We start from the raw sequence: 15,135 nt of genomic DNA, 5'->3' as shown, positions 1-15,135 counted from the left end.
ATAATTTACGTAATCGAATTATTATAACTTCGCGACTATTTGCCTCAACAACAAAAAAAGAGATTAAACAACCTAAGGTTGCTTAATCTCAATATTAGGACTCATCAGTCCGATTTGACGTAGAGCCCATTTTACTTACTTTCGAGCGAAATAGTAATTGAACTTCGTTGGAATAATAAACGGGCTACGAGAAGCAGGTCGTTCGACAATAATACGCTAATCGCTAAAATTAAAGAACGATTTTTGCTCATAGCTAGTTATTGCTCGCGACCTAAACGCTCACTTTCGCACCTTAGTTTTTATTTACTGATGCGTCGTAGATTGAATCTACTGCTTCGCCTAATGCTTTGTCGAATTCTTCTTGTGATTGGCTAGCGCGTAAGTCACTTGCTAATGCACGTGAGAAGCTTGCGATTAATTCATCGTTATCTTTTAATAATTTGTTAGCTTCATCTCTGCTGTAACCGCCTGATAATACAACTACGCGTACAACATTTGGATGATCTGCTAATTCTTTGTATAAGTTAGCATTTGTAGGAATAGTTAATTTTAACATTACTAATTCATCATCGTTTAAAGCATCTAAGCCTTTTTTAAGTTCGTCTTTTAATACTTCTTCGATTTTAGCTTTGTCTTTAGCATTAATGTTTACTTCAGGTTCAATGATTGGTACTAAACCTTTAGCGATGATTCTTTTAGCGATTTCAAATTGTTGTTCAACAACGTCTTTGATACCTTGTTCATTTAATTCTAAGATATTAGAACGCATTTTAGTACCAAAGATATGACGTTCAACCGCACGATCTAAAGTCTCATCTAAGTTATCGATAGGTTTCATTAATTGAACACCATTTTGTTGTTCAGCTAAACCTTTGTCTACTTTTAAGAAAGGAACAACGCCTTTGTCAGCTAAGTAGTCGCCAGTATATTTGCCTTCAACTTCGCGATCCATAGTTTGTTCGAAAAGAATCGCACCTAAAATTTTGTCTGCAGAGAATGAAGGTGAAGTAACAACTCTAGTACGCATATCGTGTACAAGTTGGAACATTTCGTCGTCATTGCTGTATTGATCTTCATTGACACCATATTCTTTTAAAGCTTTAGGAGTACTACCGCCACTTTGGTCTAATGCTGCGATAAATCCTTTTCCTTTAGATACTTTTTCTAATTGTTCTTTATTCATTACTCTTTCCACTCCTTTAATTAACTTTCACATTTATTATGATAAAAATTAACTACATTCTCAAGTTAAATAACTTATATTTATTGAAAATTCTTAATTAACAGTTTATAGTTCAACAAATTGTACTTATTTCGTGATAATGAGGTTAATAAATCATATTTAATGAGAAGAAAATGGAACAACGTATCTTAATTATTGGAAGTTCAAGAGCTAGAAAATCGATATTAGTATATCTCTTACATAAAACGTATTACACACCTCTATCTTGTCACATACTAATCATGATAATTATCCAATTTAAAATTTAAATATATACAAATATTAGATAATTTATTTTATAAAATTTTGTCATTTTGTCATATTGATTAATAGTACTTAAAGTATGCTATTCTAGAGGGAAGTTAGGTTCTCTTATTTAGAATTTTTAAACCTTACAAATCGCTTACTATTCTAAATAATGAGAGCCTAATTATACATATAAAGAAGTTTCGGAGGCTAAGGGAATGAAAAAGAACAAAATATTTGCTGTATTAACAACAAGTGCTTTGTTACTCGCTGCTTGCAGTAATGGAGATAATTCTTCTGATAGTGGGCAAAAAGGGGACAGCCAAAAGAATGAACAATCATCTAGCAATAGTCAAAGTGACAAGTTGAAAAAGAATAATGAGAAGAATGATAACTCTAACAAAGTGGATTATCCTAAAGATGGCGTTAAAGGTATTTATGTAACTAGTAATTCAACACAAGGTGACAAATTAGATGAGTTAATTAAATTCATTAAAGATTCTAAGTTGAATACAATGGTTATCGACGTGAAAGATGACGAAGGTAACATTACGATGAAATTAAATACTGGCAACAAAAATGTGGATAAAAACACTTTAGATATTGTTGACGGTAAGAAATTATTAAAAAAATTACATGATAACGATATTTATCCAATTGCACGTATCGTAACATTTAAAGATACTAAATTGGCGAACGAACATCCTGAATGGTCATTTAAAAACAGTGATGGTTCAGTATGGACAAATGGTAAAGGCGATAGCTTTATCAATCCATTCATGAAAGAAGTTTGGGATTATGATATCGCAGTAGCTAAAGCGGCTGCTAAAGCAGGATTCCAAGACATCCAATTTGACTATGTTCGTTTCCCAGAAGGATTTGAGAATGAAGCAGATAGTTTAACTTATAATAAGGGTGATTATAAAAATAGTAAGTTAAGTTCTGGAGATCAACGTGTTGATACGATTACTAAATTCTTAGAGCATGCGAATAAAGAATTGAAACCAATGGGTGTAAACGTATCAGCTGACGTATTTGGTTACTCTGCATTAGTTAAAAATGCACCAGGTATTGGTCAAAGTTTCCCTAAAATCTCTAAAAATGTAGATGCAATTTCATCAATGATTTATCCATCTCACTGGAGTAATGGTGATTTCGGTTTACAAGCACCAGATACTGAACCATACACAACAATTAACCGTTACATCCAAAAAGAAAATAACTTATTGGATACACTTGGTAAAGATAAACCAATTTCTCGTCCATGGATTCAAGATTTCACTGCTTCATATTTAGATAATGGTAATTATATCGATTACGATGCTAAGCAAGTCTCAGACCAAGTACAAGCATTGAAAGATAATGGTGTAAATGAATTCTTATTATGGAACGCTGGTAATGAATACACTGAAGGCGCTAACTATAACCCTGAAAAAGGTAATGCGAAAGATCAAGATCCTGAAGGTGTAGAACAAGAATCAAACGATAATAATAAAGGTTCTGATAATAAAAATAGCCAAGATAACAACAAAGACAAACAAAACAATCAAGATAATCAATAATAATAAAATTACGCCTTTCAACACTATAGGTTGAAAGGCGTAACTTTTTATATTATGACGCTTTTTTATTTCTTCTATTAATCATAAAGGCGCTTCCTAATAAAAGGAATAAGCCACCAAATATTTGACTTGTTGGTTCATGTTGCGCTTCACCTGTTTGAGGTAAAGATTTATCTGAGGCATGCTGCTTTGATTTATGTGCTTTGATTTGTTTTACAGAAGGTACTTCTGAAGAATCTACATTTCCCACATAATACGCGTTGAGCTCGCGTGCACAATCTACTGAAGCGACTTTCGGTGCTTTTTTATGTTGAGGTTCTACTTCAGCTGCTTTAGCTATACCATGTTCTGCATGTGTTTCCTCATCTTGAAGTCTACTAAATTGACTATATTTATCATTTTTATAGTCAACTTCACCATTCTTATAAACTCTGTAAACACCATTACCAGCATTTAATTTATTTTGACTAACGATTTCAAAGTAATCGCCTTTATCTACTGCTTTTTTGAAGTTTTGTAAATTAGGGTTGCCTCCACTGTTTGACATCGCCGTAGTTGCAACTTGTTGGGCATTATCTTGCGTTACAACTTCTGCAGCAGATGCATGTGCTGGATTTGCTACAGATAGCAATACTGTACTTGTTAAAACAGTTGATGCAATTAAAGAGACCTTCTTCACAATGAAAACCCCATTTCATTTATTATCAATTACAGCTTTAGTGTAGCATTGAAATAACAATTGAATAGGGGTTTAAAATAAACAATATTGAATTTTTAATCTAATTTAAAGAAATGATAGTTTGTAAATATTAGTTAATGATAGTAAAGATTTTTTTAAGATTTTCAAATGACTTTTTAGAAGCTCTTTTTTGAAAAGTAAGGAATTGCACAAGCCATTAAAACTGTAAAAATCAAGTGCGCAATCATCCATAATCCATATTCACCCCAACTAAAGTGGAAAAATGAGCGTTGAGCCATAACAATTAATAGGGGATATAATACTGCAAAAACAATCAATAATAAGAAATAACTGATTCTATATAACGGTTTAGAAATATGATAAATCGCTAAGAAAATAATATAAATGATAAAACCGATGAATACATGAATCAATAATTCAAGAATTAATGGTGTTTTGCTAGGATCTGCAAGAAAATCTATATTAATTAGCAATAAAGTTAAATGAGTCGACTGTACTAATACATCCATAATAAACATGATCAGTAATAATAAAACGCTAATAAGCAATGCACTAAGAAAGTGGTAGCCATACCGTACCATAATCATCCATCCTTCAAATGTGTTTACCAAGCTATTCCCTATGGCAAAGTAAATCACACATTTTAAAAATTTAGAATGTTTAGAAAAATATTGACCTAAATGCTATCCAATGCTAATATGATAACAATTCAATAAGACTTATTAACTCTTATCAAGAGTGGTGGAGGGATGTGCCCTAAGAAGCCCAGCAACCGTCGTTTAACGAAATGGTGCTAATTCACATAAAGTAAACAATACTTTAAGAGATGAGAGAAAGTGTATCGATACTTTCTCTTAAATAATAGAAAGTATTTTTTTTATGTCTTCTAACTATTTAAGAGTTGAGGTGTAATTGAATCATTATTAAAAAAGAGGTGTCGATATACATGAAAAAATGGTTAAGTGTGATAAGTATTTTAGTTTTAGTTATTGTATTAGCAGGATGTGGCAAAGATAAAGAGGATAATAAAAAAATCACGGTTGCTGCTTCACCTGCACCACATGGAGATGTGTTGAAGAAAGCAAAAGAACAATTAAAGAAAAAAGGTTATGATTTAGAAGTTAAAGAAGTAAATGATTATAAAGTGCCAAATAAATTATTAGATAAAGGTGATGTAGATGCGAATTTCTTCCAACATGTGCCTTATTTAAAAGCTGAAAGGAAAAGTCATGGATATAAAATAGAAGAATTAGGTAAAGTATTTACAACACCTATGGGTGTATACAGTAAAAAATACAAAAAACTGAAAGATATTCCTGAAGGTTCAACGATTTATGTTTCAAATAACCCAGCGGAAGAAGGACGATTTTTATCATTCTTTGTAGACGAAGGTCTCATTAAGTTGAAAAAAGGTGTCAAAATTGAAGATGCAAAGTTTGAAGATATTGCTGAAAATAAAAAGAATTTAAAATTTAATCATCAGCAAGGTGATGAATTTTTACCTAAGACATACAAAAATGGCGAAGGAGCAGCAGTGATTATGAATTCTAACTATGCCATCGATAATGGTTTGAAACCATCTAAAGACGCGATTGTTATGGAAGGTAAATCATCTCCGTTTGCTAATATTATTGCTGTACAAGAAGGGCATAAAAAAGATAAAAAGTTCCAAGAATTGTTAAAAGTAATGCAATCGAAAGAAATAAAAGATTATATTAAAAAAGAATATGGAGACGATGTAATTCCATATGATAGCAAATAATTATTTATAGAAATGACTCTCAAAGCTACTGCTTTGTGGGTCATTTTTTGAATGCATTTATTGATTGGTTGTACAATTCTTTCGAGAATTAATGCTAATTATTTATCTATTCGAATATAAATTTACCACAAGAAAGTTTAGTCGAACTTGGTATCTAAGGTCTTGTCTTAAAGAAAGCTGTTGAGTCATTTATATTCATTATCTCCACTCTCTTCAAAACTTTTTATATTTTAAATATTCAGAAAATATTTACAAATCTGATAATTATTAGTAAGATATTGATTACTATTATTAAATGAAGTTTATTGCGAGGGCCAAAACTTTTCAAAAAATAAATGTATAAGGGAAGGCACGTTATGGGAGGATGAGTAATCATGAGTAAGGCAGAGGAATTAATTAAAGAAGACGGACGATATTTTGCAACATCTGGGAGAATAAAATATTACCCGTTAGCGATTGATCATGGATACGGGGCAACATTAGTTGATGTGGATGGGAAAGCGTATATTGATTTACTTTCAAGTGCCAGTTCTCAAAATGTAGGGCATGCACCGAAACGCGTTACTGATGCGATTAAGAAACAGGTAGATAAGTTTATTCATTATACGCCTGCTAACATGTACCATGAACCAGCCGTTAAGTTATCTAAAAAATTGTGTGAGATTGCGCCAGGGGATTATGAGAAGCGTGTCACATTTGGATTAAGCGGCTCAGATGCAAATGATGGAATTATTAAATTTGCACGCGCGTACACAGGACGCCCCTATATCATTAGCTTTACAAATGCGTATCATGGGTCAACGTTTGGCTCACTCTCTATGTCAGCGATTAGTTTGAATATGCGTAAACACTATGGACCATTGCTTAATGGCTTTTACCATATTCCTTTTCCAGATAAATATAGAGGGATGTATGAACAACCTCATGCGAATACCATCGAAGAATACCTTGCGCCACTTAAAGAAATGTTTGCGAAGTATGTGCCGGCTGAAGAAGTGGCTTGTATCGTTGTTGAAACGATTCAAGGTGATGGTGGTTTATTAGAAGCGGTAGAAGGTTATTTCGAAGCACTTGAAGCTTTATGTCACGAACATGGTATTTTACTAGCGGTAGACGATATTCAACAAGGTCTTAGTCGTACAGGAACTTGGAGTTCTGTCGATCATTTCAACTTTACACCGGATTTAATTACGTTTGGTAAGTCATTGGCTGGCGGTTTACCAATGTCAGCTATTGTGGGACGCAAAGAAATCATCGAAAGTCTTGAAGCTCCAGCTCACTTGTTTACAACCGGTGCAAATCCGGTAAGTTGCGAAGCGGCTTTAGCTACAATAGGGATGATTGAAGAAGATGATTTACTAACTGCTGCTTCTGAAAAGGGACACCACGTACGTCAGCGCATGAATCAATGGGTAGAGAAATATCATTACGTAGGCGATGTACGAGGCATTGGTTTATCGATTGGCATCGACATTGTGTCAGATAAACAAGCGAAGACAAGAGCCTCTGAAGAAGCATTGAAAATCTGCAATTACTGTTTTGACCATGGTGTCGTGATTATCGCAGTAGCAGGGAATGTACTACGTTTCCAACCTCCATTAGTTATTACGTACGAACAACTTGACCATGCTTTAGATGTAATTGAAGCAGCACTACAAGCATTGGAAGAAGGACAATTAGATAATTATAGTATCGAAGGTCAAGGCTGGTAAGTGGCCCTAAGACAGTACAAAAGCCTATCTCAAATTTAGAGATAGGCTTTTATATATAAATAACGGTAGGCGAAATGCCTACCGTTTTAAAATGATATTAATCTTTAGGTACTACGTAATCTTTCTCTTCATTTTTCTTAGAGTGTCTTACACCATAGAATGTGTAAATCACTATACCTACAAGGAACCAAATTAAAGTATAAAGTTTAGCATCGAAGCTTAAGCCCCAGAATACAAGTACAACAAGAATAAATGTGATAACCGGTAATACTGGGAAACCTGGTACTTTAAATGCTGGTACTGGTAAGTCTTTACCTTCGCGTTTTCTTAGGCTATACATTGCAAGTGATACGAACATGAATGCTACTAATGTACCTGCTGAAATTAATTGTGCTAAGAATGCGAATGGGAACATTGAACCAATTAATACACCAATAATTGTTAAGATTAAAAGTGCTCTGTTTGGTAAATGATTGTGATTTAATTTTGATAACCAAGGTGGTAATAAGCCGTCACGTCCAAATGAATAAAGTAAACGTGAACCAGCTAACATCATACCGATTAAGGCAGTAAACATACCAATAACTGAAATCGCTTGGATAACTTCAGCGATAATAACGTGTCCACTTTGACGTAATGCCCAACCTACAGGTTCAGCGTTACCAGCGTATCTAGAATAGTGGAACATACCTACTAATACTAATGCTACGGCTACGAATAATACTACCGCAACTGCTAAAGAACCTAGGATACCACGAGGCATTGTTTTCTCTGGATTGATTGCTTCTGCAGAGTTTGCAGCGATTGAGTCAAATCCGATATATGCTAAGAAGATCATTGAAACCCCAGCATAAATACCTTGCCATCCACCGAAGTCACCGTTTTCTGTCACTTTATGTTCAGGAATAAATGGGACATAGTTTGAAGCATGGATAGCTGTTAAACCAACGATAACGAATAAAACAATTGCAAATACTTTTAAAATAACTAAAACATTTTCCACACGTGCTACTTCTGTCACACCACGAGATAAAATAACCGCTGTAATGATAATCACGAGTGCTGCGATAATATCAATCACGCCTCCGTCAGCACCAAAAGGATTAGACAATGATTTAGGTAAGACAATACCTAATGGTGAAATAAGCCCGCGTAAGTTTGCGGAAAAACCGGAAGCTACAAAGGCGACGGCAATAAAGTACTCGGCTAGAAGCGCCCAACCGGCTACCCATCCAGCAAATTCTCCAAATAAAACGTTAATCCATGAATAAGCTGAACCAGCAAATGGCATAGTTGACGCCATTTCTGCATATGAGAAAGCTACTAAACCAGCTACGATAGCAGCTAATAAGAATGATAATGATACTGCAGGTCCTGCATGTTCAGCAGCTACAACTCCAGGTAGAGTGAAGATAGCTGTTGATACAATAGTACCTACACCTAATGCAAGAAAATCTCGAACGCGTAAAGTACGTTTTAAGTGTCCATCTTTACTTTGATAGATAGTGGGATCTTCTTTTCTGGTAAATTTTTTGAAAACACTGGGCATAATGATGAACCTCCACTGAATATTTTATTCTCTCTATTTAATAACTTGTTGATTAATTGACATTTAATATCATAGCACAAAAACTCAATATTTTGTCTAAAATTTCTGAAAATTTTAAGTTTTCTTACTTTTTATAAATGATTTAGCCTAACAAGAAAATTTTAAATGATAAACTTGATTATATCAGATATGAAAGAAATAAAAACAATAAAAAAGTATAAAATAACACCAAAAAGATAAAAAGTAGAATTGTTGTCCCTTATCGCTCTCAAATAATGACCGATAAGTCAAGTAATTAGGCCTTTTAAAGTGTAAAAAGACGCATAAATTGTTTAAAGTTAGTTGACCTATTCCAAAATGGAATGGTTTCTATCGAAAATATGTATTTTATTAATAACTCAAAGCGTACTATAATAAAAAACGTAATGAAGTTACATCATATTCAAATGTTTCTATTCATGTGTGTTACAATCATTCCCCTAAAAGGTTGTAAGAGGCAATAGTCACTATATAGAAGTGAATTGTTTACACAAGACGACATATAAAATAGAAGACTCCCATCTCACATTTGTATATGTTTATTTAACTGAGATTACAATGCAACATTGAAATAATGAAGTAACTTAAATAAAAAGAAGCCGCAATCAACATGTGACTAAGTCTTTCCCTCTTTTTCCCTTAAAAAATAGACATGTGTATGTGGCTTCTTTTTTATATAAAACTAAAAGGTTATGTGAAAGGATATGAATATAAATGACTAAAAAAAATTATTCTGCTGCGGATATGGTCATTGATACTTTGAAAAATAATAATGTGGATTACGTGTTTGGTATTCCTGGCGCTAAGATTGACTATCTCTTCAATGCATTAGAAGATGATGGTCCAGAACTTATCGTTACACGTCACGAACAAAATGCTGCTATGATGGCGCAAGGTGTAGGACGTATTACAGGTAAACCAGGCGTAGCGTTAGTAACAAGTGGTCCTGGGGTTAGTAACTTGACTACAGGATTATTAACAGCGACTTCAGAAGGTGACCCTGTGCTTGCAATTGGTGGTCAAGTTAAACGAAATGATTTATTACGTTTAACTCATCAAGCGGTAGATAACGCTTCTTTATTAAGATCATCAACTAAATATAGCGCAGAAGTTCAAGATCCAGAATCACTATCAGAAGTAATGACAAATGCTATTCGCACAGCTACTTCGGGTAAAAACGGTGCAAGTTTCATCAGTATTCCTCAAGATGTTATTTCAGCACCAGTGGAATCTAAAGCAATTGATTTATGTGAACAACCACGTTTAGGTGTTCCTGCTTTAGAAGATGTTAAAGAAGTTATTGAAGCAATTAAAGAAGCAAAATTCCCAGTACTACTTGCTGGAATGAGAAGTTCTAGTGAGAAAGAAACGGAAGCTATTCGCCAATTAGTTCAGAAAACAAACTTACCAGTAGTTGAAACTTTCCAAGGTGCTGGTGTATTAAATCGTGAATTAGAAAATCACTTTTTCGGACGTGTAGGTTTATTCCGTAACCAAGTTGGGGATGAATTATTACGTAAAGCTGATTTAGTAGTAACTATCGGCTATGACCCAATTGAATATGAAGCAAGTAACTGGAATAAAGAGTTAGATACTGACATCATTGCGATTGATGAAGTTCAAGCAGAAATTACTAACTTCTTACGTCCTAAAAAAGAATTAGTTGGTAATATCGCTGGTACAATTCAATTATTATCAGAACATATTGATGGTACAATCATTGATCAAAAACATTTAGATGATTTAGAACAATTAAGAGCGGATATTATTGAAGCAACTGGAATTAAATACACACATGAAGATGGTGTGATGCATCCGTTAGAAATCATTGAAACAATGCAAAACACTTTAACTGATGATACAACTGTTACTGTAGACGTAGGTAGTCACTATATTTGGATGGCTCGTAAATTTAGAAGCTATAATCCAAGACATTTATTATTCAGTAATGGTATGCAAACACTTGGTGTGGCTTTACCATGGGCAATTGCTGCTGCACTTGTACGTCCTAATACACAAGTTGTTTCAGTTGCTGGTGACGGTGGTTTCTTATTCTCAGGTCAAGATCTTGAAACAGCTGTCCGTAAAAAATTAAACATCATCCAATTAATTTGGAATGATGGTAAATACAACATGGTAGAATTCCAAGAAGAAATGAAATATAACCGTTCATCTGGTGTTGACTTTGGACCAGTTGACTATGTGAAATATGCTGAATCATTTGGTGCTAAAGGACTTCGTGTAACAAGCCAAGAAGAACTTGAAGCTGCACTTAAAGAAGGATATGAAACAGAAGGTCCAGTATTAATCGATATTCCAGTGAACTACAAAGATAATATTAAGTTATCTACAAATGTATTACCTGATTCTTTAAACTAATTTTCAAAAATAATAGGAGTGAATATTAAAATGAGTCACGTATTATATCAACACGGTACATTAGGTACATTGATGGCAGGTTTATTAGAAGGTACTGCTACAATTAATGAGTTATTAAAACATGGTGATTCAGGACTAGCGACATTAACTGGTTCTAATGGCGAAGTTATCTTCCTTAACGGCGAAGCTTATCATGCGAATGAGCACAAAGAATTTAAGAAATTAAATGGTGACGAAATGACACCATATGCTACAATTACGCGTTTCGAAGCGGACCATACGTACCAAACAGCTGATAAAGATTCTGAAACAGTGTTAAACGAAGTTAAAGAACAGATGTTAAGTGATAACTTATTCTCAGCTGTAAAAATTAGTGGTACATTCAAAAAAATGCATGTACGTATGATGCCTAAACAAGAACCACCTTATACACGTTTAATTGATTCTGCACGTCGTCAACCTGAAGAGACACGTGAAGACATTAAAGGAACAATTATTGGTTTCTTCACACCAGAATTATTCCATGGTATTGGTTCTGCAGGTTTCCATATTCACTTTGCGAACGATGACCGTAACTTTGGTGGTCACGTATTAGATTTTGAAGTGGATGATGTTAAAGTAGAAATTCAAAACTTTGAAACATTCGAACAACATTTCCCAGTTGATAATAAGACATTTACAGAAACTGAAATCGATTATGCAGATGTGCATGATGAAATTAGAGAAGCTGAATAATTTGTAAGATGTCAGAGAGACAGGCAAGAATTCGTAGCCTGTCTCTTTTTTGAATTTAAAATTTATATAATAATATTTTATGCAATATGGTTTGATGGTATAATAACTTAAAGTTTCATATTTCGAAGGTACATCAAGATGCAATGTCCAAATTGTGGTCAGACATATCAACTAGGAGATTTATTCTGCGGAGAGTGTGGAACAAAATTGCCAGCTGCAACTTCACAGTCAACGCCATCAACATCAGAATCATTAAACTTGGCTAATAATCAAAGTAATACTCAGCAAGTAGTGACATCAACAACGCACGCTACACCTAATGCTGAAAGTTCAAGCGAATCACATTCAAATCAAAATGCTCAATCTCAAAGCGTAAATCAAAATGAACATTACCAATCACAATATGCGCAAGGTTATCCTTCATATCAACAACGCTATGCCCCAGGTCCGTTTACTTTTAAAGTCAGAGCAGTAATAAATGAAAGTAAACAGTTCTTCAGACAAGCGTTTAGTAGCCATGATGCTACTATTAAAAGTCCACATGCCTTTAGTTATACTTTGTTAGTTTCTTTAATTATTTTAGGATTATTGATTGTAGGATTATTTGTACATTCATTTATACCTGATGCAATTGAATAATTTGGTATTACGCGTACATCAATTACTACACGAATCGTTGTAGGGGTAGCGATTTTAACGGGTGTAGTAAGCATTGCAACGTTTGCTGTTATACGTTTAACAGTAGTGCAACCTATACCATTTAAGAAAGTAGTTTCTGATTTCGTATTAGTGAATACACTTACAGTTTCGATATTATTGTTAGGATTAATTTCAATTTTCCTTCAATTATATAAAGTTGGAGGCCTTCTTATAGTATTGTCTTTCTTTGTGTTAATTAGTTCAGGAATTTATTTGATTTCTAAATATAGTGCACATCAATTATTACGTGTACCAAGTTTCTATAGTTCAATTATTCTTATTATTATCGTGAGCTTGGTGTTTTATTTCTATGGTTCATCACTGATTGATCAATTCTGGAATACGAAGTATTTATGGGATATTTTAGGAAATGCACGTCATGGCTTATTGTAAACATTGTGGAAGTAAAATCGTTCCAGGCCAAAGAGTGTGTACTCAATGTGGAACTCGACTAGTCACAGAGGCTAGTTCGGCTCCGCCTTTTCAAAATGAACCGAGAAAATCGAAAAAGGTACATGTGCTCATTAAAATCTTAGTAGCTGTATTAATAGTTGTATTAGTAGGCGCTTACTTTGTGGCGAAACATCAATTATTACCAGAAAAAGATGGTGCACATATTGCACAAGCGCTAACATCTGAAGATACAAAAACTTTGGCGAAATATTTAACTACGAATGGAAAGCATTTAACAGATGATGAATTAAAAGCTTACATTAAAATGTTGAAAGCACATGGTGATTTGCAAAATTATGCGGATGAAATTCAGAACTCGATTAAACAAATAGTCCATCATACTAAAGATACTTCTTCAGTATATGGTTATGGAACACATACCATCTTTAGCGTAAAAGAAGAGGGGGAAACAATTTTTATTATTTGATAAATACGCCTATGAAATTCCTCAAGAAGAAGTGAAATTAAAAGGTAAAGATGATGCCATACTCACTTACACTTTGAATGGGAAAGATCATGAAGTTCAATTGAAAAAGGGCGAAGATAACTATTTAAGTAAGTTCCCAATAGGAAACTATACGCTTAGTGCTTCTAAAAAAATAGATCATCGTGTTCATAAAGGAAAGATAAATATTGATATGAGTAACAATGGGGTAGATACTACGGAAAAATTTAATGAAAAACGATTTAAAATTTATTCTGTCTTAGGGACTGCATTTTTAGATGACGGTAAATATGATATTTACGTTAATGATAAAAAAATTGACAAACATTCAAATTTATCAGAAGAATATGGTCCTTATACTAAAGAGGATAATGTGAAAATTTACGCCATTGGGAAAACTGAAGACAATAAAACATTTAAGTCAAAAGTAGTTAACTTAAACGATAAATTTGATGAATCTAATTTAGATGATGTTATTGATATTTCTTTAGAATTTGATTCAAAAGAAATAAGTGATTATAAATCTAAAAAACTAGATGAGTTAATGCATAGTTAACATTTCATTTAAAACTAAAAAAGCAAGTAAGGAAATCTATGATGTAAATAGAAATCCTACTTGCTTTATTTAGTATTATTCTCTTTTTCATATTATGTAATAGTTTGCTATTACCTTTAATAACCACTACTAATGATTCACCTTCAATCCTATGTCAATTGTACGAAAACCAACAAAACCGATATAATTGTATAAAAACATACCGTATAGAAAGAGGTATAAACTATGGTTCAAGATCGTAGAATTAGAAAATCACAAAATGCTATTAAATCAGCTTTCATTGATCTGTTAAAAAAACATGAATTTAACGTAATCACAGTATAACAAATTACTGACTTAGCAGATATTAATCGTGGTACATTCTATACACATTATTTAGATAAATATGACTTATTAGAAAAAATGGAAGACGAACAAGTTGAAAAAGTGAAATTGTTCATTGAAGAGAGTAAACAAAATAGTGGTGGCAAATTTACTACGGATGATTTACGAGAAATAATGGAATTTCTAATTTCGCATATTGAAGAGAATATTGAATTCTACCAATTAATGTTTAAAGCAGGTAAAGACTCTACATTACATGAAAAATTATATAGCTTGCTAAATAATTACTTAAATAGTTTTACAAGTATGAAAGGGGAAATAAGTGGTATACCATTTTCATATTTTATGAGCTATGTTTCGGGAGCGGGATTATCCTTTTTAAGACATTGGGTAGAAGACAATCAACGCATACCTAAAGAAGATTTAATTAATTACTTCTATGACATTGTTAATCATGGTCCAGCCACAATTATACAAAGAGAAATTAATAAATGAATAAAAAGTAACGTTTTCTTAAGTGCATTCAAGAAAATGTCTAACCAATGATAGATATTGGCTTGCTAAAGTCAGTCATAAGTCCTTTTTTACACCTAGTCTACTTTTGAAAAGAATCTAGGTGTTTTTTAGGCTCTACGTCAAATCGGACTGATGAGTCCTAATATTGAGATTAAGCAACCTTAGGTTGTTTAATCTCTTTTTTTGTTGTTGAGGCAAATAGTCGCGAAGTTATAATAATTCGATTACGTAAATTA

General features: G+C 33.2%; 13 protein-coding genes, 1 pseudogene and 1 riboswitch. Of the genes and pseudogenes, 10 read left to right on the top strand and 4 right to left on the bottom strand.

What is annotated here, in order from left to right; genetic code table 11:
- Positions 1-292: 292 nt before the first annotated feature.
- Positions 293-1,183 (bottom strand): fructose bisphosphate aldolase, encoded by an 891-nt coding sequence (locus E2558_RS12240; RefSeq protein WP_126566376.1) that lies wholly within the window; start codon positions 1,181-1,183, stop codon positions 293-295.
- A gap of 503 nt (positions 1,184-1,686) precedes the next feature.
- Here E2558_RS12240 and E2558_RS12235 point away from each other — a divergent pair.
- Positions 1,687-3,030, top strand: a complete 1,344-nt coding sequence (locus tag E2558_RS12235; protein ID WP_126566374.1) for a putative glycoside hydrolase — start codon at positions 1,687-1,689, stop codon at positions 3,028-3,030.
- A 52-nt stretch (positions 3,031-3,082) separates the two neighbouring features.
- On the opposite strand, the gene E2558_RS12230 is transcribed toward E2558_RS12235, so the two are convergent.
- Positions 3,083-3,709, bottom strand: coding sequence for an LPXTG cell wall anchor domain-containing protein (locus tag E2558_RS12230; protein ID WP_135789040.1), 627 nt, complete (start codon positions 3,707-3,709; stop codon positions 3,083-3,085).
- A gap of 176 nt (positions 3,710-3,885) precedes the next feature.
- Entirely contained in the window at positions 3,886-4,311 is a 426-nt protein-coding gene (locus E2558_RS12225; RefSeq protein WP_126565964.1) for a hypothetical protein, read from the bottom strand.
- A gap of 145 nt (positions 4,312-4,456) precedes the next feature.
- Positions 4,457-4,563: riboswitch (SAM riboswitch) on the top strand.
- Between the two features lie 113 nt (positions 4,564-4,676).
- Here E2558_RS12225 and E2558_RS12220 point away from each other — a divergent pair.
- Together E2558_RS12220 and E2558_RS12215 are read left to right on the top strand one after the other, a co-directional pair.
- On the top strand, positions 4,677-5,492 hold the full coding sequence (locus tag E2558_RS12220; protein ID WP_126565966.1) for a MetQ/NlpA family ABC transporter substrate-binding protein: 816 nt from the start codon (positions 4,677-4,679) through the stop codon (positions 5,490-5,492).
- Between the two features lie 374 nt (positions 5,493-5,866).
- On the top strand, positions 5,867-7,204 hold the full coding sequence (locus E2558_RS12215; RefSeq protein WP_126565968.1) for an aspartate aminotransferase family protein: 1,338 nt from the start codon (positions 5,867-5,869) through the stop codon (positions 7,202-7,204).
- Between the two features lie 97 nt (positions 7,205-7,301).
- Here E2558_RS12215 and E2558_RS12210 read toward each other — a convergent pair whose 3' ends face one another.
- Complete coding sequence (locus E2558_RS12210) at positions 7,302-8,753, bottom strand: APC family permease (RefSeq protein ID WP_126565971.1); 1,452 nt, start codon at positions 8,751-8,753, stop codon at positions 7,302-7,304.
- Positions 8,754-9,506: 753 nt separating this feature from the next.
- On the opposite strand from E2558_RS12210, the gene alsS reads away from it, so the two are divergent.
- The 7 genes and pseudogenes from alsS (at position 9,507) to E2558_RS12180 (ending at position 14,878) form a co-directional block, all read left to right on the top strand.
- Complete coding sequence (alsS, locus tag E2558_RS12205; RefSeq protein WP_126565974.1) at positions 9,507-11,171, top strand: acetolactate synthase AlsS; 1,665 nt, start codon at positions 9,507-9,509, stop codon at positions 11,169-11,171.
- Between the two features lie 30 nt (positions 11,172-11,201).
- On the top strand, positions 11,202-11,906 hold the full coding sequence (budA, locus tag E2558_RS12200) for an acetolactate decarboxylase (RefSeq protein WP_126565976.1): 705 nt from the start codon (positions 11,202-11,204) through the stop codon (positions 11,904-11,906).
- 138 nt (positions 11,907-12,044) lie between these two features.
- Positions 12,045-12,545: a TFIIB-type zinc ribbon-containing protein gene (locus tag E2558_RS12525; RefSeq protein ID WP_229716446.1), complete on the top strand. Its 501-nt coding sequence runs from the start codon at positions 12,045-12,047 to the stop codon at positions 12,543-12,545.
- Positions 12,546-12,650: 105 nt separating this feature from the next.
- Positions 12,651-12,998: a hypothetical protein gene (locus E2558_RS12520; RefSeq protein WP_229716444.1), complete on the top strand. Its 348-nt coding sequence runs from the start codon at positions 12,651-12,653 to the stop codon at positions 12,996-12,998.
- Entirely contained in the window at positions 12,985-13,485 is a 501-nt protein-coding gene (locus E2558_RS12190; protein WP_168210259.1) for a TcaA second domain-containing protein, read from the top strand. Before E2558_RS12520 ends, E2558_RS12190 begins: the two co-directional genes overlap by 14 nt.
- Before the next feature lie 31 nt (positions 13,486-13,516).
- Complete coding sequence (locus E2558_RS12185) at positions 13,517-14,059, top strand: TcaA 3rd/4th domain-containing protein (RefSeq protein WP_126565981.1); 543 nt, start codon at positions 13,517-13,519, stop codon at positions 14,057-14,059.
- Between the two features lie 225 nt (positions 14,060-14,284).
- A pseudogene (locus E2558_RS12180) lies at positions 14,285-14,878 on the top strand (TetR/AcrR family transcriptional regulator).
- Positions 14,879-15,135: the final 257 nt, after the last annotated feature.

Origin of the sequence: Staphylococcus pragensis (assembly GCF_004785665.1) — a bacterium.
GTDB classification, from domain to species: Bacteria; Bacillota; Bacilli; order Staphylococcales; family Staphylococcaceae; genus Staphylococcus; species Staphylococcus pragensis.
This window is presented reverse-complemented; position numbering and strand designations above follow the sequence as displayed.